General features: G+C 66.1%; 20 protein-coding genes and 1 pseudogene. 11 read left to right on the plus strand and 10 right to left on the minus strand.

What is annotated here, in order from left to right:
* A pseudogene (locus NBV68_RS02110) lies at nucleotides 1–157 on the plus strand (sugar transferase); the annotation flags it as partial.
* Between the two features lie 3 nt (nucleotides 158–160).
* Here NBV68_RS02110 and NBV68_RS02115 read toward each other — a convergent pair.
* The 3 genes from NBV68_RS02115 to NBV68_RS02125 are packed head-to-tail and all read right to left on the minus strand — an operon-like array spanning nucleotide 161 to nucleotide 2095.
* Entirely contained in the window at nucleotides 161–772 is a 612-nt protein-coding gene (locus NBV68_RS02115) for an LptA/OstA family protein (protein WP_296306814.1), read from the minus strand.
* Nucleotides 772–1437: an LPS export ABC transporter periplasmic protein LptC gene (lptC, locus tag NBV68_RS02120; RefSeq protein ID WP_296306816.1), complete on the minus strand. Its 666-nt coding sequence runs from the start codon at nucleotides 1435–1437 to the stop codon at nucleotides 772–774. The genes NBV68_RS02115 and lptC overlap by 1 nt, the downstream gene beginning before the upstream one ends.
* A gap of 37 nt (nucleotides 1438–1474) precedes the next feature.
* Nucleotides 1475–2095, minus strand: coding sequence for a ribonuclease D (locus NBV68_RS02125; protein WP_296306817.1), 621 nt, complete (start codon nucleotides 2093–2095; stop codon nucleotides 1475–1477).
* A gap of 80 nt (nucleotides 2096–2175) precedes the next feature.
* Between NBV68_RS02125 and ung the strand changes: the two genes are divergently transcribed.
* The 4 genes from ung to NBV68_RS02145 all read left to right on the plus strand — a co-directional run bounded on the left by ung (nucleotide 2176) and on the right by NBV68_RS02145 (nucleotide 7538).
* The gene (gene ung / locus NBV68_RS02130) at nucleotides 2176–2859 is read left to right on the plus strand and encodes a uracil-DNA glycosylase (protein WP_296306818.1); all 684 of its coding nucleotides are present in this window, start codon (nucleotides 2176–2178) and stop codon (nucleotides 2857–2859) included.
* Nucleotides 2859–3644 (plus strand): enoyl-CoA hydratase, encoded by a 786-nt coding sequence (locus NBV68_RS02135; RefSeq protein ID WP_296306820.1) that lies wholly within the window; start codon nucleotides 2859–2861, stop codon nucleotides 3642–3644. The genes ung and NBV68_RS02135 overlap by 1 nt, the downstream gene beginning before the upstream one ends.
* Before the next feature lie 236 nt (nucleotides 3645–3880).
* Complete coding sequence (locus NBV68_RS02140; RefSeq protein WP_296306821.1) at nucleotides 3881–5305, plus strand: hypothetical protein; 1425 nt, start codon at nucleotides 3881–3883, stop codon at nucleotides 5303–5305.
* Nucleotides 5306–5489: 184 nt separating this feature from the next.
* Nucleotides 5490–7538: a GMC family oxidoreductase N-terminal domain-containing protein gene (locus tag NBV68_RS02145; RefSeq protein WP_296306822.1), complete on the plus strand. Its 2049-nt coding sequence runs from the start codon at nucleotides 5490–5492 to the stop codon at nucleotides 7536–7538.
* 12 nt (nucleotides 7539–7550) lie between these two features.
* Here the strand turns inward: NBV68_RS02145 and NBV68_RS02150 are convergent, their stop codons facing one another.
* Nucleotides 7551–9275 carry a serine hydrolase gene (locus NBV68_RS02150; protein WP_296306824.1) on the minus strand — a complete coding sequence of 575 codons (1725 nt, stop codon included), beginning with the start codon at nucleotides 9273–9275 and terminating at the stop codon, nucleotides 7551–7553.
* Nucleotides 9276–9515: 240 nt separating this feature from the next.
* Between NBV68_RS02150 and NBV68_RS02155 the strand changes: the two genes are divergently transcribed.
* Nucleotides 9516–10499, plus strand: a complete 984-nt coding sequence (locus NBV68_RS02155; RefSeq protein ID WP_296306827.1) for a sensor histidine kinase — start codon at nucleotides 9516–9518, stop codon at nucleotides 10497–10499.
* Between the two features lie 354 nt (nucleotides 10500–10853).
* Here NBV68_RS02155 and phaZ read toward each other — a convergent pair whose 3' ends face one another.
* Nucleotides 10854–12092, minus strand: coding sequence for a polyhydroxyalkanoate depolymerase (phaZ, locus tag NBV68_RS02160; RefSeq protein ID WP_296306828.1), 1239 nt, complete (start codon nucleotides 12090–12092; stop codon nucleotides 10854–10856).
* A gap of 187 nt (nucleotides 12093–12279) precedes the next feature.
* On the opposite strand from phaZ, the gene NBV68_RS02165 reads away from it, so the two are divergent.
* From NBV68_RS02165 to NBV68_RS02180, 4 genes are all read left to right on the plus strand, one after another.
* Nucleotides 12280–14145: an ABC transporter transmembrane domain-containing protein gene (locus NBV68_RS02165; protein ID WP_296306830.1), complete on the plus strand. Its 1866-nt coding sequence runs from the start codon at nucleotides 12280–12282 to the stop codon at nucleotides 14143–14145.
* Nucleotides 14146–14324: 179 nt separating this feature from the next.
* Entirely contained in the window at nucleotides 14325–16487 is a 2163-nt protein-coding gene (locus tag NBV68_RS02170) for a M13 family metallopeptidase (protein ID WP_296306831.1), read from the plus strand.
* Between the two features lie 80 nt (nucleotides 16488–16567).
* Entirely contained in the window at nucleotides 16568–17371 is an 804-nt protein-coding gene (locus NBV68_RS02175) for an undecaprenyl-diphosphate phosphatase (RefSeq protein ID WP_296306832.1), read from the plus strand.
* Between the two features lie 65 nt (nucleotides 17372–17436).
* The gene (locus tag NBV68_RS02180; protein ID WP_296306833.1) at nucleotides 17437–17715 is read left to right on the plus strand and encodes a hypothetical protein; all 279 of its coding nucleotides are present in this window, start codon (nucleotides 17437–17439) and stop codon (nucleotides 17713–17715) included.
* A gap of 118 nt (nucleotides 17716–17833) precedes the next feature.
* Here NBV68_RS02180 and phhA read toward each other — a convergent pair whose 3' ends face one another.
* A complete protein-coding gene (phhA, locus tag NBV68_RS02185) occupies nucleotides 17834–18772 on the minus strand; it encodes a phenylalanine 4-monooxygenase (RefSeq protein ID WP_296306835.1) in 939 nt (312 codons plus the stop codon).
* A 53-nt stretch (nucleotides 18773–18825) separates the two neighbouring features.
* Here phhA and ppk2 point away from each other — a divergent pair, with 53 nt between their 5' ends.
* Nucleotides 18826–19605 carry a polyphosphate kinase 2 gene (gene ppk2 / locus NBV68_RS02190; RefSeq protein ID WP_296306836.1) on the plus strand — a complete coding sequence of 260 codons (780 nt, stop codon included), beginning with the start codon at nucleotides 18826–18828 and terminating at the stop codon, nucleotides 19603–19605.
* On the opposite strand, the gene NBV68_RS02195 is transcribed toward ppk2, so the two are convergent.
* The 4 genes from NBV68_RS02195 to NBV68_RS02210 form a co-directional block, all read right to left on the minus strand.
* Nucleotides 19602–20456 carry a MaoC family dehydratase N-terminal domain-containing protein gene (locus NBV68_RS02195; protein WP_296306837.1) on the minus strand — a complete coding sequence of 285 codons (855 nt, stop codon included), beginning with the start codon at nucleotides 20454–20456 and terminating at the stop codon, nucleotides 19602–19604. The two genes, ppk2 and NBV68_RS02195, sit on opposite strands and share 4 nt — an antisense overlap.
* Nucleotides 20453–21679 carry an acetyl-CoA C-acetyltransferase gene (locus tag NBV68_RS02200; RefSeq protein WP_296306838.1) on the minus strand — a complete coding sequence of 409 codons (1227 nt, stop codon included), beginning with the start codon at nucleotides 21677–21679 and terminating at the stop codon, nucleotides 20453–20455. The genes NBV68_RS02195 and NBV68_RS02200 overlap by 4 nt, the downstream gene beginning before the upstream one ends.
* Nucleotides 21676–22908 (minus strand): CoA transferase, encoded by a 1233-nt coding sequence (locus NBV68_RS02205; RefSeq protein WP_296306839.1) that lies wholly within the window; start codon nucleotides 22906–22908, stop codon nucleotides 21676–21678. The genes NBV68_RS02200 and NBV68_RS02205 overlap by 4 nt, the downstream gene beginning before the upstream one ends.
* Before the next feature lie 134 nt (nucleotides 22909–23042).
* Nucleotides 23043–24245 carry an acyl-CoA dehydrogenase family protein gene (locus NBV68_RS02210; protein ID WP_296306840.1) on the minus strand — a complete coding sequence of 401 codons (1203 nt, stop codon included), beginning with the start codon at nucleotides 24243–24245 and terminating at the stop codon, nucleotides 23043–23045.
* Nucleotides 24246–24270: the final 25 nt, after the last annotated feature.

Here is a 24270-nt window from a genome sequence, read left to right on the forward strand (position 1 = left end):
GCAGGTGCGCGGTCACCGCGGCGCGACCGAGGTGGAGAAGGATCTGACCGACCGTCTCCAGTCGGATCTCGAATATATCGCCGGCTGGTCGCTCATGCGGGACATGGGGATCGTGGTGCGTACCGCGATGGTGCTGACCCACAAGAACGCGTTCTAGCCGCTAGTTCTTCTTCTCGCTGCTCTGCGGCACGGCGAAGGTGCCGGTGACCCGGCCGCCGCGCGCGGGCTGGCCCGGCGCAGCAGCGGCGCCGCCCGCAGCACTGCCGTCGACGCTCGAGAGCCCGCTGTCGAGGTCGATCACCAGCCGCCCCCCGTTCAAGGTGTCGCTGCCGCGGCGCAGCGCGACATTGCCTGCCATGGTGATGATCCGGCGGTTGAAATCATAGACCGCATTGTCGCCGCTCGCGCGCTCGTTGCCGCGGGTGATGACCACGCCGCCGGTGGCGGTGATGCGCTGGATCTCGAGCTGGCCGCCGGCGTCGGTGAAGTTCACCAGCATCCGGTCGGACTGGACGGTGAGGCCCGCCTGGGTGACGATCACCCCGCCGCTGGCGATCGCCTGGTTGCCGCGATCATCGAGCACGAACTTGCCCGCATCATAGGTCACCGGCGCGCGCGAATCGTGGCGCGCGATGCCCTGTGCGGCGAGGTTCATCCCCCCCGCCAGCGCCGCGGTGAGCGCGAAGCCGCCGACCCCCCAGACGAGGGCGAGCCGGCCAAGACCCGTGCGGGTGGGCGCTTTGCGGGGGTTGGTGGTCATCGTGTCAGGCATCACGGCATCCTCAGCTGGCCGGGAATCATGGTGAAGCGGGCATTGCCCTCGAGCGTGATCGTGCGCGCGCCCAGATCGGCGCTCAGGGTGTTGGCCGAGAAGGTGCCGGCCGGGATCTCGCCCTCGACCCCTTCGCGCCCGCGCATGGTGCGCGCCTTCAGGTCGACCGTGACGCCGCTCGCGGTCATCGCGTAGCCATCGGACGCGGTGAGGCGCACCGTGCCGTCGACCTGCACGGTCTCGGCATTGATGTCATAGGTGCCGCCATCGGCGGCGAGGCGCGCAGGCCCGTCGGCGAGCAGCAGCTGGGCGACGAGATCCTGCATCCGCACCAGCCCCTCGGCGCTCGAGCGCTGCACCGCCTCGCCCGCCAGCAGCGAGAAGGGCCGCCCCAGATTGTCGCGCCCGCGATACATGGCGTTGTCGACCGACAGGCGCTCGTCGATCAGCGCGACCTTGTTGCGATCGAGCAGGAAGCTGACCTCGCCCCGCGGGCTGAGCGGCGTGATGATCATCAGCGCGGCGAGCACCCCCACCCCCATCGGCAGCAGCCGGGCCAGCACCCGCACCAGCCGGTCGTGCGAGCCGCCGGGCGCAGCGAAGGTCTGCCGCCGGCTGCGCAAGAGCCGTGCTTCACTGGTTTCGATGGCTTGCTCGGGGGACATGATCGGGAGGTGTGCCTGAGGCGTCCTTACTCTTGGCTTACATGTGGCTGAAGATGTCGTTCTCGGCCCAGCCGGCGATGTCGAGCAGCGCACGGGTGGGGAGGAAATCGAAGCACGCCTGAGCAATCGCGGTGCGCCCCTCGCGCTCCAGGCGGGTCGCAAGTTCGGCGCGCAGGCGGTGGAGGTAGCGCACGTCGGATGCGGCGTAATCGCGCTGCGGATCGGTGATCACCGGCCCGCCCCAGTCGGAGGACTGCTGCTGCTTGGAGATCGATTCGCCGAGCAGCTCCTCGACGAGGTTCTTGAGGCCGTGGCGGTCGGTATAGGTGCGGGTCAGCTTGCTGGCGATCTTGGTGCAGAACACCGGCCCGGCCATCACCCCGAGGTAGTAGTGGATCGCGGCAAGATCGAAGCGCCCGAAGTGGTAGATCTTCTCGCGCGTCGGCTCGCCGAGGATCGCCTTCAGGTTGGGCGCGTCATAGGTACTGCCCGGATTGAAGCGCACCAGATGCTCGTCGCCCGAGCCGTCGGAGATCTGCACCACGCAGAGCCGGTCGCGGTGGGTGACGAGGCCCATGGTCTCGGTATCGACCGCCAGTGCGGCAGAACCGGTCAACACGCCCGCGGGAAGGTCTTCTTCGTGAAAGTGCACAGCCATGGGCCGTGCCCTACGCGCATTGGGGAAAGAGGGGAAGGGGCGAGTGGCGCGCGCAGGCGGGCTGGCCTAGCCTGAAGCGCATGTCGGAAAGCATCCCCGAAAGCTGGCGCGCGGTTCTGGAGCCGGTCCTCGCCACCCCCGAGGCAAGGAAGCTTGGCGGGTGGCTCAAGGCCGAGGAAGCTGCGGGCAAGCAGGTCTATCCGCCGCGCGGGACACGGCTTGCGGCGCTGACGCTGACCCCGCTCGCGGATGTGCGCTGCGTGATCCTCGGGCAGGACCCCTATCACGGGCCGGGACAGGCGCATGGTTTGGCGTTCTCGGTACAGGCCGGGGTCAGGCCGCCCCCCAGCCTCGTCAACATCTACAAGGAGCTCGAGAGCGACCTCGGCCTGCCCCGGGCCGCGTCCGGCGACCTCACGCCATGGGCGCGGCAGGGTGTGCTGCTGCTCAACAACACGCTTACGGTCGAGGCGGGACAAGCGGGCAGCCATGCCGGGCGCGGCTGGGACGCGATCACCGACGCCTGCGTGGCGGCGGTGGCGGCGCGTGAGGAGCCGACCGTGTTCATCCTGTGGGGATCACATGCGAAGAAGAAGGCGAGCCGGGTGCCTGCCCTCGCGCGAAATTCCCATCATCTGATAGTCGCCTCGGCCCACCCCAGCCCGCTATCGGCGCATAACGGCTTCTTCGGCTCGCGCCCGTTCAGCCAGACCAATGAATTTTTGGAACGGCACGGGCGCGGCGCGATCGACTGGAGGATTTGATGAGCGACGATGTAATCCTGTGCGAGGTGGCCGAGGGCATCACCACGGTCACGCTCAACCGCCCGCAGGCGATGAACGCATTGAACCGCGCCTTGCGCAAACGCCTTGCCGAGGTGATGCGCGCGGTCGATGCCGACGAGGCGGTGCGCGCAGTGATCCTGACGGGCGCGGGGACAAGGGCCTTCACGGCGGGACTCGACCTCAAGGAACTCGGCAGCGATGCGGGCGCCTTGGGGAGCGCCAATGCCACCGACCCGGCCGACAATCCGGTGAAAGCCATCGAGCTGTGCCGCAAGCCGGTGATCGGCGCGATCAATGGCGTCGCGATCACCGGCGGCTTCGAGGTCGCACTCGCCTGCGACGTGCTCGTTGCGAGCACCAACGCCCGCTTCGCCGACACCCATGCGCGGGTCGGCATTGTGCCCGGCTGGGGGCTGTCGCAGAAATTGTCGCGGATGATCGGCATAAGCCGCGCGAAGGAACTCGCCTTCACCGGCAATTTTCTCGACGCCGAGACCGCGCGGGCATGGGGCCTCGTCAATCATGTGGTCGAACCCGAAGACCTCCTGCCGTTGGCCCGCAAGCTGGCGGGCGACATGGCCGGGATCGATCCCGCCTTCCTCGGCCTCTACAAGCGCCTGATCGACGATGGCTACGCGGCAAGTTTCGGCGAGGGGCTGGCGCTGGAGGCGGAGCGCTCGTCAGCGGCCAACAGCGCTGTCGCTCCCGAAGAGGTGGAAGCCCGCCGCGCCGCCGTGCAGGAGCGGGGACGCGGGCAGGGGTGAGGCCCGGGTTCGGGCACGGCACGAGCAGGCGCAAGTCATGAGCCCGGTGAGCATCTGACGGCTTCCTTGCCGCGAAGGTTCGCTTGTCGGAAGTTCTTGCAACCGTCCCTGCAATTCAAACTCATTGCGAACCGTGATCGTCGGAGGTCGAAGTGACTTCTTGGTGTTCGTCACGCTTGCAAAGGTGCGAAACCGCGTTATCGACTTGCTCTGGTCATCGATTGGGGGAGAGTCGGATGTCTACTGTAAATCTTCAGCAGTATGTCGGTAAGAGCATTTCCGCGATTTGCGGTAACGGCTACCACAATGATGATTTCAATCATTGCGCGCATTTTGTTTCGCATGCGCTGGGTCTCGATTTCGACATGACCTGTGGCAAGTTGACCGGAGGCAAGAAGCCTGCGGTCAATGTTCGCGTGCAAGAGATTTTTCCCCAATGCTCGAAGGTCGGAAAATGGAGCGATGCGGATCGCTCGATCACGCAGCTGATCTTCGTGACCAAGGCGACGAATGTCCGGCTGCCTGACAAATTCATGGAAAATATCCCTAAAAAGCATATCGGGATTTTTCATCAGGGGATGGTTTACCACTACAGCAATTCTCAGGATCGCGTTGTCAAGGAAACCCCGGACGCATTTCAGCAGCGGTTCAATTCTGCCTATGGCCCCGGACAAGGATACTTCTTCGGGTGGATTCCGGGTGCCAGCCTGTTGCTCAACGTCTCCACGGTCGCCGCCAATGTCTCGGCAGAGCGACGGTTTGATCTTGAAGGGCCGATCGACTCCTTCTGGTATGCAAAAGAAGCCTCGGGCAGCGAGAGATTTCTCGTTGGCAAGGAGCTCAATCAGCCTGCCAAAAAATATTATGGGCTCGTCGTGCCGGTCTCAAAGTACTGGGGCCGCAAGTTCGTTGCATCCGAATACGAAGGCATGCTCGATCACTGGGTGCACTTGCTTGAGGTGACCGGGCAATGCGAAAGCCGCAACCATATGGCTCTGGTCAATACCTATGATCGGGCCAAATTCACATTCGGTTTCTATCAGCTTGCCGCGCACACCCCGAAGGACAACCTCATCCTACTGTTCCATGAATTGGCGAAGCTCGGAGCCTTCAAGAAGTATTTCCCCGAACTCGCCATTCGCAACGGTAACCTGTGCCGTGTCGACAAGGACGGCAGCGTCACGGATCTTGAGACACCAATGAACACCGGTCCTGATGGAGAATCCAATCTTCAGCTGTTCATGAATTACCTCAATCCGAACCGTAAGCTGATTGACGAGCAAGAGGTTCTGCACAGCGCGCGGCTCATTCACTGGACAGTGAACGATCCGCAAGCACGGCTTGCACAGGTGCGCGTGTCATCGCGGATATTGCAGGGGAAGATGGCCAGGTATCATGCCCCCTCGCTCAACCTTGATGGGCGAAGCGACGTGACCTGCGCAATCCTGTGCGATATGCTCCATCAGGGGCGAGCCAAATATTCGGAATTGCGGCCTATCTTGCAGGCGTCGATGCCTGACGAAGCCCTGCTGACCTTCAAGAACAGCGTATACGCCTCCCGGAACAACACGCTGCGTGCGGCCATTGCTGCGTCCAAGGCGGCAGGGAAGCTGGGTACCAGACGCTACTCGCTCGCGGCGAACGGCTTTGTCCCTGCCTAGGTGACGTCGCGCAGTCACTGATTGCGGCAGTTGTGCCAGCAGAGCGGTTGGGCTTGCCCTGCCCGGCTCCGGCATGTGCCGGTGATCCTTGCAGGTTCCCCCCATTGCCGCTGCAACCCGGCGCAGGCATACAATCCTGCGCCGTTCCAACGGGGTAGCAGGGGTCGGCAACAGGGGGTCGCACATGCAGGAAAAGCCGTTCAATCCGTTCATCGCGTCGATCTGGCGGCGGCTCGCCGAGACGATGCTGGTCGAGCCTGAGCGCATGGCGATCTCCTCGCAGCAGGTGGTCGACAATCTGCAGGCGATGTTCGGCAATATTCGAGGGACAACCCCGTTCAACACCGGGATTTCGGTGCTCGCTGCATGGGTAGTGCTGGGCGGGCCGGTCTGGCACTTCGCGCCGCGGAGCTTCCGGGTTTGGCGGGTGCAGCGGCGGCTCCAGAAGACCCGCGTCGACCTGTTCCAGGACATGGCCCGCATCCGCGGCATCGTCTACGCGGGCTATTACGGCCACTGGCAGGCGGCCGAGGGTCCGAACCCCGATCAGGTCGCCGAGGAGAACGCCAACCGGGACAACCCGGTGCTGGGCGCGATTGGCTACAAACTGCCCCACCACCGGGATCGCGCGGGCAATCCCGATGATCCGGCCATCGCTGAATTCACCGGCAACGACCTGCCCGCCTCCGCCTTCGTCCATCCCGATGCCATCCCCGACGAGGTCGAGGTGGTGGTGATCGGCTCGGGCGCGGGCGGGGCGGTGGCGGCGGCGAACCTTGCCGCGCAAGGGTATGAAGTGCTGGTGATCGAGGCCGGGCCCTATCTCTCCAGCACCCAGATCACGACGCACGAGAAGTGGATGTCGTCGAGCCTGTTCAAGGACGGCGCGATCCAGACCACGCGCGACCGTGACATCATCGTCTTCCAGGGCCGCACGGTGGGCGGCTCGACGGTCATCAACAACGGCATCTGCCTGCGCCTCGAGGCCGAAGGCGAGACGCACCCCGACGCCAATGACGTGCTCGCCACATGGGCAGGGCTTGGCGCGCCGATCGCGGAAGACGCGCTCGAACAGGCCTACAGCCGGGTCGAGGCGGTGCTCGGGGTGCACGAGATCGACCGGCGGCTGGGCCGCAACAACGGGACGCGGCTGCTGGCGGGGTGGGATGCCTACCAGGCGGGCTCAAGCGAACCGCTCGACCAGCGCGCCATCTCCGGGTGGTTCCGCAAGAACTGGGGCGCGAAGACCGAGCCCAATGCCTGCATCTCCTGCGGCTATTGCAACACCGGCTGCCCCTATGGCCGCAAGCGCGCCATGCCCGAAAGCTTCCTCGGCCGCGCGGTGAAGGCAGACCGGCCGGCGCGCATCCTCGCCGAGGCCGAGGTGGCCGAGATCGGCTGGGGCCCGCGCGATGCGCAAGGCCGCCGCGTCGCCAACGCGGTCAAGCTGGTGCTGCCCGACCACCGCGGCAAGACGGTGCGCGTCACCAAGGGCGTGGTGGTCGCCGCGGGCACCATCGCTTCGAGCAACATCCTGTCGGCGAGCGGCATCCGGGGCACGGGCAAGGACATCTCGCTCAACATCGCCTGCCCGGTCCCGGCGCTGATGCCCGACGACGTGATCGCCTGGGACGAGGACCAGATGGCGACCTTCATCGACCGCGGCGACTTCCTGATCGAGAGCCATTTCCAGCCGCCGATGAGCATGTCCTCGCTGGTGCCCGGATGGTTCGACGAGCATTTCCGTCGGATGCAGCACTACAACCGGCTGGCCTCGGCAGGGGTGCTGTTCCCGGCCGACCGGCGCGGGACGATCAAGAAGGGCAAGCTCGACTTCAAGCTGCAGGAGGCCGATCTTGCCGTGCTGCGCCGCGCGCTGGCGCTGCTCGCCAAGGTGCATTTTGCGGGCGGGGCGCTGGAGGTCTATCCCGCGCTGCTCCACGGCGACACGCTCCACGCCGGGATGAGCGATGCCGAGATCGACGCGCTGCTGGCGGCCAGGATCAGAGAGCCCGACGATGTGGTGCTCTCCTCGAGCCACCCGCATGGCGGCAACGCGATCAACGCCGATCCGGCCAAGGGCGTGGTCGATCTCGACCAGCGCGTCCACGGCACCGCCAATGTGCTGGTGTGCGATGCGAGCGTGATGCCGAGCTGCATCCGCGTCAACGCGCAGCTCACCACCATGGCGATGGCCGACCGCGTGACCTTCGGGCGGCCAGTATTTGGTTAGGGGGGTGTTCGGCTAGTCCCCGCTGCGCACCGCGCGCATCTGCTGCCCGCCCTGGTGGAGCGTCAATGCGGTGGCCGGGCCCTCGGCGGCCTCGAAGGTCAGCCGCGCGTCGACCCCCACGGTGCGGAACTCGGCCGGGCCGATGGCTTCGAGCGGGATCGGCGGCTGGCCGGTCAGCTGCCCGGTCAGCCCGGTGCCCTCGGCGGTAAAGGCGATGGTCAGCGTCAGCGGCCCCAACGCATAGCGCCCGGCATAGCGCTCCAGCTCCGCGCGCGGCACCGCGACCGCGGCCGCCTCGGGCGGGATCGGGCCGCTGCGCGCCGACGTCTGCGCTGGCAACTCGCCATTGGCGGCAAAGTCCATCACCGGCGTCCCGTCCGCATCGCGGGTGAGGGCGAACCAGCTGAGCGTGGCGGGCCCGTAGAAGAAGCGGTTGTCGCCGCCCGCGTAAACCTCGAGCGTCGCCCCGCCCGACCGCTGGGTGAAGAGCTTGCCCTCGCGCGCGAAGAACCGCCGCTCGCCGCCGCCGGGGATGGGATAGACGCCGAAGAACGGCTCGAGCGCCGCGAGATCGGCGGGGGTGCGGGTGAAGGCCGGATAGGGATCGCCAACCGCAGCAGCCGCGATGCGGCGCATCACTACGGCGGGCGAGGTCTGCGGCGCATCGCTGTTGGTGAAGACCGCAACGAACAGGTCGCTGTCGGGCACATAGATGCTGTCGGTCGAAAAGCCGAAAATGCCACCGCCATGCCCGATCGCAGGGTGCTCGCGCAGAGCATCAAGCCCGAGCCCGAAGCCATAGGGCTGGGTCGAGCCATCGGGGAGCACGGTCGGGGTGATCATCAGCTGGTAGTGCGCGGTATCGACCACCTTGCCGTGGTGCAGCGCCTGCCCCCACTTGGCCAGATCGCCGACCGTCCCGATCAGCGCGCCCGCCGCATGGGGGAAGCCCATGTGGATGTATTGCGATTGCGTGGCGGCGGCTGTCGCCTCGCCGGTATAGCCCTTCGCCATCGCCGGGGTGTCCTCGCCGCCCACGCCGTAGCGGATCGAGGCCAGGCCCAGCGGACGGGCGATCCGCTCCTCGACCGCCTGGTGCCACGGCATGCCGGTCACTGTCTCGATGATCGCACCGAGCAGGATATAGCCCGAGTTGTTGTAGTTCCAGACCTCGCCCGGTTTGCTGGGTGAGGGGGCATCGCGGAACAGGGCGATCATCTCGGCGGTGCCGAGCGCGCGTGCGGTGCTCACCGGGTTCATGAGGCCGGGCATGTCGGTATAGGACTGGATGCCGCTGGTGTGCTGGAGCAGCTGGCGCACGGTCGCCGCTGCACCCGGCTGCGGGTAATCGGGCAGGAACTTCGCAAGCGGATCGTCGAGCGAGAGCTTGCCCTCCTGAGCCAGCTGGACGATCACCGCAGCGGTGAACTGCTTGGTGATCGAACCTAGGCGGAACACCGTATCAGGGGTGATGGCGCGCCCGGCCGCAATGTCGGCCATGCCGCGCCCGCCCGTGTAGACGATCTTTCCGCCCCGCATCACCACCACCGCCGCGCCCGGGCCGTCCGCCGCATAGCTTTCGGCGAGCACTGCGTCGGCCAGAGCGCGCAGGTCTTGCGCCGAGGGGGTTGCTGCGGTGGTTGCAGGCGCGGCGGTCTCGGCCGCAGCGGGCAGCGCCGCTGCGAGCAGAGCCACTGTGGCCGATGCATGCCCGGTCATCGTCACGATCTTGCGCATTTCTCTCACCCCTCGGTTGCCGGCCGAGTGTATTGCGTATCTAAGACACCTGTCAAGGTGCCACAAGCGGGGCAAGGCCGGGAATGATGGCCGGTCGTCGGCCATTGCCGGCTTGAGGTAAGGGCTGAAAGCGGGTTGAAGTCCGACATTCGGCGGCCACACAAGAACACTTACCAAATGAATTTGTTAGCGCCCTTGCATTCCCCTACACCGTCGAGGTGAGCCGCATAGGGGATGCAGATGCCTGACCGTTGGAGCAACAAGCACCTGCGCCTCGCCATAGAGGCGGCGCAAGTTGCGCTTTGGTCATGGAATGTCCACGACAACACATTCAACATGGACGCGAGGGGCTTCCAGCTGTGGGGCTTGCCTCAGGCCGATAGTGTCGAATTCGAGGATCTCTCCGCGCACATACATCCGGCGGATCGAGACAGGGTACGTGCGGCATTCATAGCCACCCGGTCTGCCGAGGGACCTTACGAAATCGATTTCCGGATTATTCTCGATGTCGAAATCCGCTGGATTTCTGCAAGGGGCCAAGGCGCGGATTTTGGCATAATCGGCCAGACCATGTTCGGAATCTTCCTTGACGTGACGGGCCGCAAGCAAGCCGAGGAAGGAAGCGAATTGCTGGCTGGTGAGATGAGCCACCGCGTCAGGAATCTTCTTTCAATCGCATCCAGCCTCACGCGCTTCGCTTCACGATCGTCTCAATCTGTCGAGCAGATGGCACAGGACCTGACCCGCCGCTTGTCGGCTCTTGGCCGGGCTCATGATCTGGTGCGACCGCTTCCCGGCAGTCAAGGCAACGCAGCCCTTCTCGGCGATCTGCTGAGCGTGGTATTGGCGCCCTACGACGATCAGGGTGCCTTTGCTGGCCGCATCCGAGTGGCGGTGCCGCGCATGGGCATTGGTGAGCAGACTGCAACGGCGTTGGCGATGGTTTTGCATGAGCTTGCCACGAACTCGGCAAAGCATGGGGCACTTTCAAGTGAGGCCGGGGCGTTGGACTTGTCGGGGGCCAGCGATGATGACACGCTGACGCTTATCTGGTCGGAAACCGGCGGTCCGGCAATATCCGAAAGCCCATCGCTCGAAGGCTTCGGAACCAAGATGCTGACTGTAAGTATCGAAGGCCCGCTTGCCGGATCCATCGCTTACGACTGGCAGCCGACCGGGCTGGTTGCCACCATGGCAATGCGGCTATCCGCTCTTCCCAATTAGGCCTGCACCAACGCTTGGGGGGGGGCGGTTGCAGAACGGCGGCATCCTGCAAGATCGTTGCTGAAGCCGAGATACCGCTTCGGGAAGGCGGCAGAAGCAAGGCCGCCGGGCAGCCGCGGCGTTTTCCTACTCCTGCGCGGCCTGCTAAACCGGCCGCCGGCTCTTTTGGCCCGGCTCTTTTGGAATCGTGATCGGCGCGGCATCGGGGCCGCAAGCGCGAGGGCGCGGCGCGTTTTATCTCGCGCACTCCCTGTCCGTCCGCCCGGAAAATCCGGAACAAGTCGCTGCTGTATTTGCAGAATAGGACAGGTTGGGAAAGTGACACGGTGTAACCTTTGTCACCTTTCCCGCACCTCACGCGCCGTGGGCGGCGATCCATTCCTCGACCACCGGCGCGACCTTGGTGCGCCAGCGCGAGCCGTTGAAGATGCCGTAGTGCCCGGCGCCCTCGGCCATGTAGTAGCGCTTCTTCGCCTCGGGCAGGTTCGGGGTCAGCTTCAATGCGGCGCGGGTCTGGCCGAGGCCGGAGATATCGTCACGCTCGCCCTCGATGGCGAGCAGCGCGGTGTCGGTGATCTGGGTGATGTCGACCAACTCGCCCTTGTGGCGGAATTCGCCCTTGGGGATGGAGTGCTTCTGGAACACCTCCTCGACCGTCTGGAGGTAGAATTCGGCGGTCATGTCGCAGACGCTGCGGTATTCGTCGTAGAAGTCCTTGGTCGCCTGCGCGCTCGCCTCGTCGCCGGCGGTCAGGTGTTTGAACATCTCGTAGTGGCTCATCATGTGGCTGCGCAGGTTCATGCTCATGAAGGCGTTGAGCTGCATGAAGCCTGGATAGACCCGGCGTCCTGCGCCCGGGTACTTGAACGGCACGGTGGCGATCACGCTCTGCCGGAACCATTCGATCGGGCGCTGCATCGCCATGTTGTTGACGACCGTGGGGCATTCGCGGGTGTCGATCGGCCCGCCCATCATGGTCAGCGTCAGCGGCGCGGCGGGCGACTGGCGCAGGTTGAGCAGCGCGGTCGCCGCGAAGGCCGGGACGCTTGGCTGGCACACCGCCATCATGTGCGCGCGGCGGCCTTCGTTCTTGGCGGTGATGTGTTCGAGGAAAGCGATCAGATAGTCGATGTAGTCATCGAGATCGAAGCTGCCGCGGTCGGTCGGCACCGTCTTGGCATCGGCCCAGTCGGTGATGAACACCTCGCAGCTTTCGAGCATCCGCTCCACCGTGCCGCGCAGCAGCGTGGCGTAGTGGCCGCTCATCGGGGCGACGATCAGGAGGCGTGGGCGATCCCTGCCGAGGCCTTCGACCCGGAAGCGCTTCAAGTCGCCGAAGGGGCGGCGCAGCACGGTCGACTCGCTGACGGGATAGCATTGGCCGCCCACCGCGATCTCGCGGATGCCGAATTCGGGCTTGTCGTAGCTCGCGGTCGCATGGGCGAAGACATCGAGCGCGCTGGCCGCCAGCGGGCCGAAGCCGGTGTAGCCCAAGGGGTTGACCGGGTTGGACAAAAGCTCCGACCCGATCGAAGCAAGGGCGCTGGCGCTGTTCAGCCAGCTGCGCTGCATCTCGTATGCGAAATAGAGCATGAAAAAACCTCTTGCGCGAAGACGAACGGGTGCGGCGTCTCGTGGGTGGATGCCGCTTGGAGGCCAAGATGAACTCTCGGCGGGCATTGTGCAATGCACAATAACGGCGGTCTTACCGGGGATGCGCGCGAGTGAACCGCTTTTTGCACGTGAAATCGGCGCCGAGCGGGGCTAGAGGCCCCAGACCATGCACGGCGAACCCCCACCGCACGACGCGTCCGAGACATCCGGCGACCTGCCCGAACCGGCGGCCGCGGTGCTGTCCGGCCCGAGCGAGCCAGAGCCCGAGCCCGCGCCCAGATCGCGCAGCCTCGCGCCCTTGCGGATGGTGTTCGGCACCGCGCTGCAATACCCGCGCCAGATCGCGCTGGCGCTGGTCGCGCTGGTCATCACCTCGGCGGCGACGCTGGCGATCCCCTATCGCTTCAAGGTGATCATCGACGAGTCCTTCTCCGGCGGTGCAGACCCCGAACAGATCGGCCACGCCTTCCGGTACCTCTTGATGATCGTCGCGATCCTCGGCCTCGGCACGGCGCTCAGGTTCTATTTCGTCAGCTGGATCGGCGAGCGCGTGGTCGCCGACATCCGCTTGAAGGTGCAGGCCAACCTGCTGCGCCTCTCGCCCGGTTTCTACGAGGTCAACAGCCCCAAGGAAATCTCGAGCCGGATGACCTCCGACACCGCGGTGATCGAGAACGTGGTCGGCACCACCGTCTCGGTCGCGCTGCGCAACACGCTGACGGCGATCGGCGGGGTGGGGTTTCTGGTCTATCTCGCCCCCTCCCTGACGCTCGGCCTGCTTATCGGCATCCCGCTGGTGATCGCCCCGATCGTGTTCTTCGGGCGCAAGATCCGCGCCGTCTCGCGCACCAGCCAGGACCGCATCGCCGACGTGGGCGCCTATGTCACCGAGGTGCTCTCGGCGATGAAGATCGTCCAGAGCTTCGGACAGGAGCACCGCGAGAACGAACGCTTTGCCAGCGTGGTCGAAGGCACCTTCGATACCGCGCGCCGCCGCATCCTGCTGCGGGCGGCGATGACCACGGTGGTGATCATGCTGGTGTTCGGCGGCGTGGTGCTGGTGATGTGGCGCGGCGCGCTGGCGGTGGCGGCGGGCGAGATCAGTGGCGGCACCATCGCCGCTTTCGTGCTGACCGGCGGGCTGGTCGCGGGCGCCTTGGGCGCGCTCACCGAGGTCTATGGCGACCTGCTGCGCGGCGCGGGCGCGGCGAGCCGGCTGGCCGAACTGCTCGAGGCCCGGCCCGAGATCGCCCCCCCGGCCCGGCCCGAACGCCTGCCCGAACCCGCGCGTGGCGGCCTGTCGTTCCGCAATGTCACCTTCCGCTACCCCGCGCGCCCCGAGACCGCGGCGCTCAAGGATTTCACGCTCGAGATCGAGCCGGGCGAGACCGTCGCCATCGTCGGGCCCTCGGGCGCGGGCAAGTCGACGATCTTCCAGCTGGTCGAGCGGTTCTACGATCCGCAGGGCGGGACGATCCGTATCGACGGCGTGCCGCTGACCAGGGCCGACCCGGCCGACATCCGCGCGCGCATCGCGCTGGTGCCGCAGGTTGGCGTGCTGTTCAGCGCCAATGCGCGCGACAATCTGCGCTACGGCAAGTGGGACGCCACCGACGAGGAAATCTGGCAAGCCGCCCGCGCCGCCAATGCCGAAACCTTCCTGCGCGCGCTGCCGCTGGGGCTCGACACGCATCTCGGCGAGGGCGGGACGCAATTGTCCGGCGGCCAGCAGCAACGCGTCGCCATCGCCCGCGCGCTGCTGCGCGATGCGCCGATCCTGCTGCTCGACGAGGCGACCAGCGCGCTCGATGCCGAAAGCGAACAGCTCGTCCAGCAGGCGCTCGATGGGCTGATGCAGGGCCGCACCACGCTGGTGATCGCCCATCGCCTCGCCACGGTGCGCGCGGCGGACCGGATCGTGGTGCTCGATGACGGCCGGATCGTCGAACAGGGCACGCATGACGCGCTGAGCAAGGCGGGCGGGCTCTATGCGCGCCTCGCCCGGCTGCAATTCGCAGCCGACGCGGCTTAGTTTTCGGCCACTTGCGTTGGCGGGGTGTCCGCGTCGCGTGCCGGCGCGATCGCCAAACCAAACCTAATCGACAAAGCGTAACTGGCGTCGGACGAAGCGCAACCCTTTGCCTCTATGCGACGTTACTGTGACGTCACCCGACATAGCCCGTCGCAGATTATCAGGGACTCGAGCTTCACATGATCCACAAGACTGCAGCCTTCCTCGGTGCGAGCCTGCTTGCTCTGGCGACCCCCGCCCTTGCCGATGACCACGCGCATGACGAGACGACCGACACGCTCCAGAGCGCCGAAGCCGGCGGTTCCGCGCTTCCCACCATCAGCTTTGGCGAGTGGGGCTTCGACCCCGCCTACCTCGCCACCGACATCAAGCCGGGCGACGACTTCAACGCCTATGCCAACAAGAAGTGGATCGACGCCAACCCGCTCCCGCCCGAATTCAGCCGCATCGGCGCCTTCGTCCTGCTCGGCGAGAAGAGCACCGCCGACGTCAAGGCGCTGGTCGACGAATTCGCCGCCAAGGATGCCGCCGCATTGTCGGCCGACCAGAAGCGGATCCTCGATACCTACAAGACCTTCCTCGATACCGACGCGATCGAGGCGGCGGGCCTTGCCCCGGCCTACCCCTACCTCACCCGCATCTACGGCGCGACCTCGCTCGACAAGCTCGCCGAGCTCTGGGCGACGCCCGGCTTTGCCAGCCCGGTCGGCGGCTTCGTGACCATCGATGCCAAGCAGCCCGACCGCCAGATCGCCAGCATCAGCTTCGGCGGGCTCGGCCTGCCTGACCGCGATTACTATCTCGACACCACCGAGAAGGGCCGCGAGATCCAGGCCAAGTACAAGGCCTATCTCACCTTCCTGCTCGGCGAGGGGGGCTATCGGGACCCGGCCGCAGCCGCGGAATCGGTCTATGCCTTCGAGGAGACCATCGCCCGCGAGGTCGCCTGGGACCGCACCGTGCGCCGCAACCGCGATCTCACCTATAACCTGCTCTCGGCCGATGATCTGGCCGCGATCAGCGGCAAGGTGCCGGTCGCCGCGATGCTCGCCCAGATCGGGGTCGAGAAGAGCCCCGGCTTCATCGTCAGCCTGATGCCGCCCACGCCCGAGGAGATCGCCGCGAACAAGCTCGATGCGGCGACCCTCGCCAAGATCGGCACGGGGCTGCCCGGGATGCTGGCGCTGCTCGGCGAGACCGCGCCTGCGACCTTGCAGGCGTGGATGGCCAAGGAGTTCCTCTCGGCCCACGCGCCCGTGCTGCCCAAGCGTTTCGATGACGCGCGCTTCGCCTTCTACAACCAGACGCTGCAAGGCACCCCCGCCCAGCGCCCCCGCTGGAAGCGCGCGATTGCCGAAACCGAAGGCCTGATCGGCGAGCTGGTCGGCAAGGAATATGTCGCGCGCTACTTCCCGCCCCAGAGCAAGGCGGCGATGGACGAGCTGGTGGCGAACCTGCGGTTGGCGCTCGGGGAATCGATCAACGAGATCACCTGGATGAGCGAGCCGACCAAGGCCGAGGCCCGCGCCAAGCTGGCGAGCTTCGATCCCAAGATCGGCTACCGCTCCAATCTCGAGACCTACGAAGGCCTTGCGATCACCGCCGGCGATCCGATCGCCAACCGCATGGCGGCCTCCGCCTGGGCCCGCGCCGACAACGTCGCCAAGCTCGGCGCGCCGGTCGACCGCACCGAATGGGGCATGCTGCCGCAGACCGTGAACGCCTATTACAACTCGGTGAAGAACGAGATCGTCTTCCCCGCCGGCATCCTCCAGCAGCCGTTCTTCGCGCTGACCAACGACATCGCGGTCAATTACGGCGGGATCGGCGCGGTCATCGGCCACGAAATCGGCCACGGCTTCGACGATCAGGGCTCGAAGTCCGACGCCACGGGGGCACTGCGCAACTGGTGGACCGACACCGACCGCGTGGCCTTCGACAAGCTCGGCGATGCGCTGGTGGCGCAATACAACGCCTTCTGCCCCTTCGATGACGGCAAGACCTGCGTCAACGGCCGCTTCACGCTGGGCGAGAACATCGGCGATGTCGGCGGGCTCTCCATGGCCTACCGCGCCTACAAGATCGCGACCAAGGGGAAGGAAGTGCCAGTGATCGACGGCCTGACCGGCGACCAGCGCTTCTTCCTCGCCTGGGCGCAGGTGTGGCGTTCGACCCAGCGCGACGAGAACTACCGCAACCGCCTGCGCACCGATCCCCACGCGCCCGAGGAATACCGCGTCAACGGCGTCGTGCGCCAGCTCGACGAATGGTACGAGGCCTTCGGCGTCAAGCCGGGCGATGCGATGTACCTGCCGCCCGAAAAGCGCGTGCGCATCTGGTAAGCCCCCTCAAGGCCCGCCCCGCAAACGGGCGGGCCTTTTCGGTTTGACACCCCGCGCGCACTCGTCGAAGCGGTGCGCCCATGACCGACACACTCGCCGCGATCCTGCTCGGCATCCTCGAGGGGCTGACCGAATTCCTGCCGGTCTCCTCGACCGGGCACCTGATCCTCGCCACCGAGCTCCTGGGCTTCGATCAAGCTGAGTGGGAGGTGTTCAACATCGCCATCCAGCCCGCCGCGATCCTCGCCATCGTGGTGCTCTACTGGCGCACCTTCTGGGATGTGGCGAAAGGCCTGTTCGGGTTCGAGAAGGGCGCGCTCGCCTTCACGCGCAACCTGCTGGTGGCGTTCTTCCCGGCCGTGATCCTGGGCCTGGCTTTCGGCGACATCATCGAGACGATGCTCGGCAATGCGGTGCTGGTGTGCTGGTCGCTGATCATCGGCGGCTTCGCGATCCTCGCCATCGAGCGCTGGGCCAACCCGCCCGCCGAGGGCCCGGGCGTCTCCGGCGTCCCCTTGCGCACCGCGATCCTGATCGGCCTGGTCCAGTGCCTCGCGATGATTCCCGGCGTCAGCCGCTCGGGGGCGACGATCCTCGGCGCGATGGCCTTCGGGGTGGACCGCAAGACGGCGGCCGAGTTCAGCTTCTTCCTCGCCGTGCCGACGCTGTCGGGAGCGACCGTCTACCAGCTCTACAAGCACGGGAGCGGGTTGACGGGCGATGATCTCCAGCTGATCGGCATCGGCTCGGCAGTCGGCTTCGTGACCGCGCTGGTGGTGGTGCGGGTGTTCGTCGCGGTGGTGACCAAGATCGGGTTTGCGCCCTTTGCCTGGTACCGCATCGTGCTCGGCGCGGCCGGTCTTGCCTGGCTTACGCTGGGTTAGAGCACTTTTCTGGAACCGTCCGCGCCCCTGCCGGTTAGGGAGGGGAACCGGCGCGGCCGGGCAGGATGGAGATTTCGGACAAAATGGCGTTGCTGGTGCTGATCGTGTTGGGGGCAACTCTGGGCTGGCTGGCCTCGATCCTCGCGCGCACGGAAGCGCCAGGCAGCATCCTGCGTCAGGTGGCGCTGGGCATGATCGCCTCGGTCGTGGCGGGCGAGATCGCCAATGACGGCACCATGATCGGCAGCCTTTCCTTCGTCAGCCTCGGCGTGGCGCTGGCCGCCTGTGCCGCGGTGCTGGTGCTCTACCACGCCATCTTCACGCGGCGCCGCGCCAAGGCATAATCTGTTACGCCCTCAGGCGCCGGGCGGTAGACATCCGTCCACCTTGGCCTTCCTCGCATAAGCTCGGGCGGGCGCCCAATCTTTTTGGCGGCCTTGCGAGGCCTACGGCCTCGATTTCCTAGACCGGCACCGCTCCGCTGCCGCGCCCGCCGCGCAAGTGATATTCCTGCGTGCCCCGGTGCAGCACATTGTCGACATCGATCACCGCGCTGTTGGCATAGGTGAACCCCGCGGGCAGGCTGCGGTAGAGCCGGTCGAAATCGCGCTCCACCGTCTGGCGGTAGAGATCGCCAAAGCTCTCGATCACGAAATAGGTCGGTTGCAGGTCGCTGATGACGTAATCGGTGCGCATCACCCGGTCGACATTGAGCATGATGCGGTTGGGGCTTTGCGCCTCCACCGCGAACTTCGCCTCGGTCGGGCCGGAGAGGATTCCCGCCCCGTAAGCGCGCACCTCGCCCGCCTCCTCGATCAGCCCGAATTCGACCGTATACCAGTAGAGCGCGCCGAGCGCCTTCAGCCGGTTATAGCGCATCGCCTTCCACCCGGCGCGGCCATATTCCTGCATGTAGTCGGCGTAGGTGGGGTCGGTAAGCATCGGCACGTGGCCGAATACGTCATGGAAGACGTCGGGCTCCTCGATGTAATCGAAGGTCTCGCGGGTGCGGATGAAGTTCCCCGCCGGAAAGCGCCGGTTGGCAAGGTGCCAGAAGAACACGTGATCGGGGATCAGCATCGGGACAGGCACGACGCTCCACCCGGTCAGCTGGCCCAGTTCCTCCGACAGCGCCCCGAAATCGGGCACGCCCCCGCGCGACAGGTCGAGTTTCTCCAGCCCCGCCATGAAGGCGCTGCACGCGCGGCCGGGCAGTACCTCCATCTGGCGCGCGAAGAGATCGTCCCACACGGCATGATCCTCGGCCGTGTAGGCGGTCTGCGCGGGCTCGAGCCAGTCGTCGCCGACATGCGCGGGCCGGGCGAGGGGCGCGGTGAAGACTTCCGCTGCCATTTGCGGCAGGGTGGCAAAATCGGGCCGGGGATCTGCAAGAGTCGCCATGGTTGCAGGTGATACTACTTTAACCGGTAGAGGACAAACAGGAGGGGGTGCCAATGGGCATGAAGCGCAAGGATTACGAGGCGGCGCTCGCTCCGCTGACGCTTGAACTGGTGAGCATGGCGCGCTGGGTCAAGGCCACGGGCGCGCGGGTGGTGGTGCTGTTCGAGGGCCGCGACACCGCGGGCAAGGGCGGCGCGATCACCGCGGTGCGCGATAGCCTCAACCCGCGCCAGTGCCGCACCGTGGCGCTGGGCAAGCCCACCGAAGCCGAGCTCGGCCAGTGGTATTTCCAGCGCTACGTCGCGCACCTGCCCACCAAGGGCGAGATCGTGCTGTTCGACCGGAGCTGGTACAACCGCGCCGGGGTCGAGAAGGTAATGGGCTATGCCGATGCGGGGCAGGTCGATGCGTTCCTCAAGGCCGTGCCGCTGTTCGAGAAGCTGCTGGTGGATGACAGCATCCTGCTGTTCAAATACTGGCTCGCCGCCGATCAGGAGCAACAGGAGGAACGCCTGCGCGAACGGCTGGACGATCCGCTGAAGCGCTGGAAGCTCTCCCCCATCGATCTGGCTGCGCGCGAAAAATACGACGAGTACACCAAGGCCCGCGAGGCGATGCTCAAGGCGACCCACACCGACCACGCGCCGTGGACGCTGGTCGATTTCAACGACCAGAGGCGAGGCCGGCTGACGCTGGTGCGCGACCTGCTCTCGCGCATTCCTGATACCCACGCGGAGCCCGAGGCGATCGACTTTCCCGAGCTGGGCAGGAAGCCGGCGAAGGAGAAGTACAAGGTGCTGAAGCCGATCACGAATTTTCCGGTCGGCGGCTAAGTGCCGATGCGAGCTGCCATAACCTGCCGCCCGTCGTCAGCAAACGCACCGAGCTCGTACTCAATACCATCAAGCCTTCCGGCCAGATGCAACGGCTCTCCGGCGATTGCGGGCGACATGCCGCGAAAGGAAAAGTGCTTTGCATCGTTACTGATGCCCGACAGCTCGCGCGAGGCAAACTGGAGCAGGAGGCTGGCCAGAAGCGGACCATGAACGACAAGCCCGCGGTAGCGCTCTACGTCGCGAGCATAGGGTGCATCGTAGTGAATGCGGTGCGTGTTGAAGGTGAGGGCAGAAAAGCGGAACAGCAGTCTTTCGTCCGGGACCAGAGTCCAATCATAGTCCCAGTCTTCTGCGTCGAATGCGCCGTCTCCAAGTTCAGCCGGACTGAGCGGGGCCTGCGGATCAGCGGCCTCGCGATAGACTAAAGTCTGTGTTTCGCGCACCGCAAGCTTACCGTCGGCGAAGGTTTCGTGCTCGACTTCGACGAAGGCAAGCGGGCCGCTGTTTCCTTCCTTCTCTTTGATTGAAGCGATCCGACTGACGCGCTCAATCGAGGCTCCCAAAAGAAGAGGGGCGTGAAACTCTATTGATGACGAGGCCCACATGCGGCGCGGCATCGGGAAAGGCGGAAGGAAGCTGCGCTTGCTGTCATCGCGCTGCGGGTGGCCGTCCTCGCCCAACTCACGGGTTTGGGTGTCTGGCGGGCAAAGCGCGAAATGGATGCCTTGCGGCATCAGCGGAGGGTGACGGTTGGCGCGGTCGAAGGTTGCATGCCAGCGTGCGGCCAGCCCTTCGTCGAGCCGGTCCTTGGCGCGCGTCTCGCGCCCGATCCACGCCTCGAAATTCACGCCGCCCGCTCGAACACCGCAGCGATGCCCTGCCCGCCGCCGATGCACATGGTTTCGAGCCCGTAGCGCACCCCGCGCCGGTGCATCTCGTGCGCCATGTCGGCGAGAATCCGCCCGCCGGTCGCGCCGATGGGGTGGCCGAGGCTGATGCCCGATCCGTTGACGTTGAGGATGTCGCGGCGGCTGTCGTCGTCGCTCCACCCCCAGCCCTTGAGCACCGCGAGCACCTGCGGGGCGAAGGCCTCGTTAAGCTCCACCATGCCGATATCGTCCCACGTGTATCCCCGGCGCGCGAACAGGCGCTCCACCGCAGGCACCGGGCCGATCCCCATGCGCGACGGATCGCAGCCCGCCGCCGCCCAGCCGCCGAACCACAGCATCGGGGTGAGGCCGAGTTCCTCGAGCTTGTCCTCCGCGACCACCAGACAGGCCGCCGCCGCGTCGTTCTGCTGGCTGGCATTGCCGGCGGTGACGATCGCGGCAGGATCGCGCTTGCCGTCGATGGGTGCGAGCTTGCCCAAGGTCTCCATCGAGGCGTCGGTGCGATACCCCTCGTCATGGTCGAACACCACCGGATCACCCTTGCGCTGGGGGATCGCCACCGGCACCAGCTGCTCGGCGAACTTGCCCTCGGCCCAGGCCCGCGCTGCGTTCTGGTGCGAGCGGACCGCGAAGGCGTCGGCGGCTTCACGGGTGATACCGTAATCCTTGGCGAGGTTCTCGGCGGTCTCAATCATCCCCGTGATGACGCCGAAGCGCTCGACCGGCTGGCTCATCACCCGGCCCCGGCTAAGGCGGTCGTGGAGCACCATGTCACCCATCCGCACGCCCCCGCGCGCGGCGAGGGTGTAGTGTTCAACGTTCGACATCGACTCGACGCCGCCCGCGACGACCACGTCGGCCATCCCGGTCTCGACCATCATCGCGGCCGTAGCCACTGCCTGCACGCCGGAACCGCAGCGGCGGTCGAGCTGGAAGCCGGGCACTTCAATGGGGAGCCCCGCCGCCAGCCACGACCAGTGGCCGATCGCGGGGGCCTCGCCATTGCCGTAGCCTTGCGAGAAGACCACATCGTCGACCCGCGCCGGATCGATGCCGCTGCGCTCCATCAGCGCCTTGAGGATCACCGCGCCCAATTCGCCCGCGTTCAGGCCGGAAAGCCCGCCGAGGAACTTGCCGACGGGGGTGCGAAGCGGGGTGCAGATGGCGGCGCGTCTGGTCATTGGGAGTCCTTGTCTGAAAGAGCCACGGTCCCCGCATCGACCAGCTTGCCGATCGCGCCCGAGGAGAGGCCGAGTTTGTCGCCGAGCACCTCTTCGGAGTGCTCGCCGAGAAAAGGCGCGGGCGCCGGGTCGCCTGCCGCGCGGCCGGGGAGGTTGGCGAAGCTGCGGGTGGCGGGGTAGGCGAAGCCGCTCGGGTTGGCGGGTGCGGGGCCGAAAAGCGGGTTGTCGGCGACCAGTTGTCGGTCCGTTGCCGCCTCGTATGCGGTTCGATAGCGCTCGAAGGTGCAGGTTTGCGCGGCCATGCGGGCTTCGAGTTCGGCATAGTCCATGCCTTCCGCCGCGCTCTGGAACAGCGCGAACAATGCGGCGCGATGCTGGAAGCGCGGGGTGTCGCCGTCGGCAAAACGGACGCCAAGTTCGGCTTCGAGCGCCGCAATCCTGGCCTCGACCTCAAACGCCTTGACCAGCCCGCTCCATTGCTTGGGGGTGAGTGCGGCGACCATGAAGCGCACGCCGTCCCGGCTGCGGAAATCGCGCCCGAAGGCGCCCCAGATCGCATTGCCGAGCCGTTCGCGGTCCCCGCCGCGATACAGCACTTCGGCCATCAGCCCGGCATTGGCCATCGTCCCGATCGCGACATCGCCCAGCGGCAGGCGCACCTCGCTGCCCTCGCCCGTGCGGTCGCGTTGGCGGAGCGCGGCGAGCATGGCGAAGGCGCCGTAGGCCCCGGTGATGAAGTCCCACGCCGGGAGCACCTGGTTGACCGGCGGCGCGGTGGCCGGGTCCCAGTCCTCCGGCCCGCACATCAGCGGGTATCCGGCGGCAGCGTTGACCGTGAAATCCATCGCCTGCCGCCCGTCATGCCAGCCCATGACGCGCAAGCTGATCATGTCGGCGCGCTTGGCGGCCATGGCCGCGTGGCTGAGAAAACTCTGTTCCGGCAGGTTGGTGATGCACTGGCCGACCTTGGCTGCCAGCTCCACCAGCAGCTCGCGCCCCTCACCCGATTGCAGATCGAGCGCGACCGACTTCTTGGCGCGGTTCAAGTTCTCCCAGCTCAGCGAGCGCCCTTCAGCCGTCAGCATGTAGCGGTTGTAATCGAGCCCGCCCGCCTTGTGGTCGACACGGATCACCTCCGCGCCCAGCTGCGCACAGTAGAGCCCGGCGGTGGGCGAAGCGACGAAGCTGGAGACTTCGACGATGCTCAGGTCATTGAGGAGGTTATACATTCAATCCGAAACCTATCGTGGCTGCCGCAGGGAACGGCTCGCTTGCGAGCCGCAAGGCCGAATGGCCGCCCGCAGCGACGGGGCCTTCAGGCCCCATGAGCGAGGATTTCGCAGCCCGGATGGGCTGCGGAAAATCAAGCATTCTCCTTCCACTCGCGCAGCATGTGCTTGGCGATCTGGAGCTGCAAAATCTGCGTCGTGCCCTCGTAGATGCGGTAGATGCGCGCATCGCGGAAGAAGCGTTCGGCGTCGTATTCGGCGAGGTAGCCCGCGCCGCCGTAGACCTGCACCACGCGGTCGACCACGCGGCCGCACATCTCGCTGGCGAAGACTTTGAAGGCGGCGGCCTTGACGAGGATGTTCTCGCCCCGGTCGGCGCGGGCGGTGACGTCCTTCATCATCGCTTCCGCCGCGTAGATCTCGATCTCGCTGTCGGCGAGCATCTGCTGGATCAGCTGGAAATTGGCGATCGGCTCGCCGAAGGCCTTGCGCTCGTTTGCGTAGCGCAGCGCCGAATCCAGCGCCCGGCGGGCATAGCCGGTCGCCGCCGCACCGACGCTGATGCGGCCGTTGTCGAGGCTCTTCATCGCGAAGACGAAGCCCTTGCCGGTCTCTCCGCCGAGCAGCGCATCGCCCGGCACGCGGACATCGTCGAGCATGATGTCCGAGATGTGCGAGCCCGACTGGCCCATCTTCCTGTCGGGCGAGCCGGTCGAAACCCCCGGCGCGTTCATCGGCACGAGGAAGGCGCTGACATGGGCGTTCTTGGGCAGTGCCTCCTTGCTGGTGCGCGCCATTATGAGGGCGACATCGGCATGGGGGGCGTTGGTGATGTAGCGCTTGGTGCCGTTGAGGATCCAGCCGTTGCCGTCGGGATCGGGGACGGCGCTGGTCGCAAGGCCCGCAGAGTCGCTGCCCGAGCCGGGTTCCGTGAGGCCGAAGCAGGCGATCCGGCCTTCCGCGATCTTCGGATACCATTCGGCCTTCTGAGCTTCGGTCGCGCCGTTCTTGAGCGCGCTGGCGAACATGCCGACATTGATCGAGAAGATCGAGCGATAGGCCGGCGCGGCATAGGCCATGATGTTCACGACGCGGGCATATTGCGTCATGTTGAGCCCCGCGCCGCCATATTCCTCCGGCACCGAGAGGCCGAACAGCCCCATCTCGCGCATTTCATTCACGATCGCCTCGGGGATGCGGTCCTCGGCGATCACCTGCGCTTCGGCAGGGATCAGGCGTTCGCGGACATAGCGCGCGAGCTGCTCGGCGAATTGCTCGAAGGTCTCCTCGTCCATGCCTGGATTGACCGGGGCGGCGAGGTTGGCGGGGGCGTTCATGGTGGCTGGCTTCCTTGTGAGGGGG

The organism is Erythrobacter sp., from assembly GCF_023653175.1.
Lineage (GTDB): Bacteria > Pseudomonadota > Alphaproteobacteria > Sphingomonadales > Sphingomonadaceae > Erythrobacter.

Excerpts from the sequence above, each read along its gene's own strand:
- NBV68_RS02115 (WP_296306814.1), bottom strand. The coding sequence starts at position 772 with ATGCCTGACACGATGACCACCAACCCCCGCAAAGCGCCCACCCGCACG.
- lptC (WP_296306816.1), bottom strand. The coding sequence starts at position 1,437 with ATGTCCCCCGAGCAAGCCATCGAAACCAGTGAAGCACGGCTCTTGCGC.
- NBV68_RS02125 (WP_296306817.1), bottom strand. The coding sequence starts at position 2,095 with ATGGCTGTGCACTTTCACGAAGAAGACCTTCCCGCGGGCGTGTTGACC.
- ung (WP_296306818.1), top strand. The coding sequence starts at position 2,176 with ATGTCGGAAAGCATCCCCGAAAGCTGGCGCGCGGTTCTGGAGCCGGTC.
- NBV68_RS02135 (WP_296306820.1), top strand. The coding sequence starts at position 2,859 with ATGAGCGACGATGTAATCCTGTGCGAGGTGGCCGAGGGCATCACCACG.
- NBV68_RS02140 (WP_296306821.1), top strand. The coding sequence starts at position 3,881 with ATGTCTACTGTAAATCTTCAGCAGTATGTCGGTAAGAGCATTTCCGCG.
- NBV68_RS02145 (WP_296306822.1), top strand. The coding sequence starts at position 5,490 with ATGCAGGAAAAGCCGTTCAATCCGTTCATCGCGTCGATCTGGCGGCGG.
- NBV68_RS02150 (WP_296306824.1), bottom strand. The coding sequence starts at position 9,275 with ATGCGCAAGATCGTGACGATGACCGGGCATGCATCGGCCACAGTGGCT.
- NBV68_RS02155 (WP_296306827.1), top strand. The coding sequence starts at position 9,516 with ATGCCTGACCGTTGGAGCAACAAGCACCTGCGCCTCGCCATAGAGGCG.
- phaZ (WP_296306828.1), bottom strand. The coding sequence starts at position 12,092 with ATGCTCTATTTCGCATACGAGATGCAGCGCAGCTGGCTGAACAGCGCC.
- NBV68_RS02165 (WP_296306830.1), top strand. The coding sequence starts at position 12,280 with ATGCACGGCGAACCCCCACCGCACGACGCGTCCGAGACATCCGGCGAC.
- NBV68_RS02170 (WP_296306831.1), top strand. The coding sequence starts at position 14,325 with ATGATCCACAAGACTGCAGCCTTCCTCGGTGCGAGCCTGCTTGCTCTG.
- NBV68_RS02175 (WP_296306832.1), top strand. The coding sequence starts at position 16,568 with ATGACCGACACACTCGCCGCGATCCTGCTCGGCATCCTCGAGGGGCTG.
- NBV68_RS02180 (WP_296306833.1), top strand. The coding sequence starts at position 17,437 with ATGGAGATTTCGGACAAAATGGCGTTGCTGGTGCTGATCGTGTTGGGG.
- phhA (WP_296306835.1), bottom strand. The coding sequence starts at position 18,772 with ATGGCGACTCTTGCAGATCCCCGGCCCGATTTTGCCACCCTGCCGCAA.
- ppk2 (WP_296306836.1), top strand. The coding sequence starts at position 18,826 with ATGGGCATGAAGCGCAAGGATTACGAGGCGGCGCTCGCTCCGCTGACG.
- NBV68_RS02200 (WP_296306838.1), bottom strand. The coding sequence starts at position 21,679 with ATGACCAGACGCGCCGCCATCTGCACCCCGCTTCGCACCCCCGTCGGC.
- NBV68_RS02205 (WP_296306839.1), bottom strand. The coding sequence starts at position 22,908 with ATGTATAACCTCCTCAATGACCTGAGCATCGTCGAAGTCTCCAGCTTC.
- NBV68_RS02210 (WP_296306840.1), bottom strand. The coding sequence starts at position 24,245 with ATGAACGCCCCCGCCAACCTCGCCGCCCCGGTCAATCCAGGCATGGAC.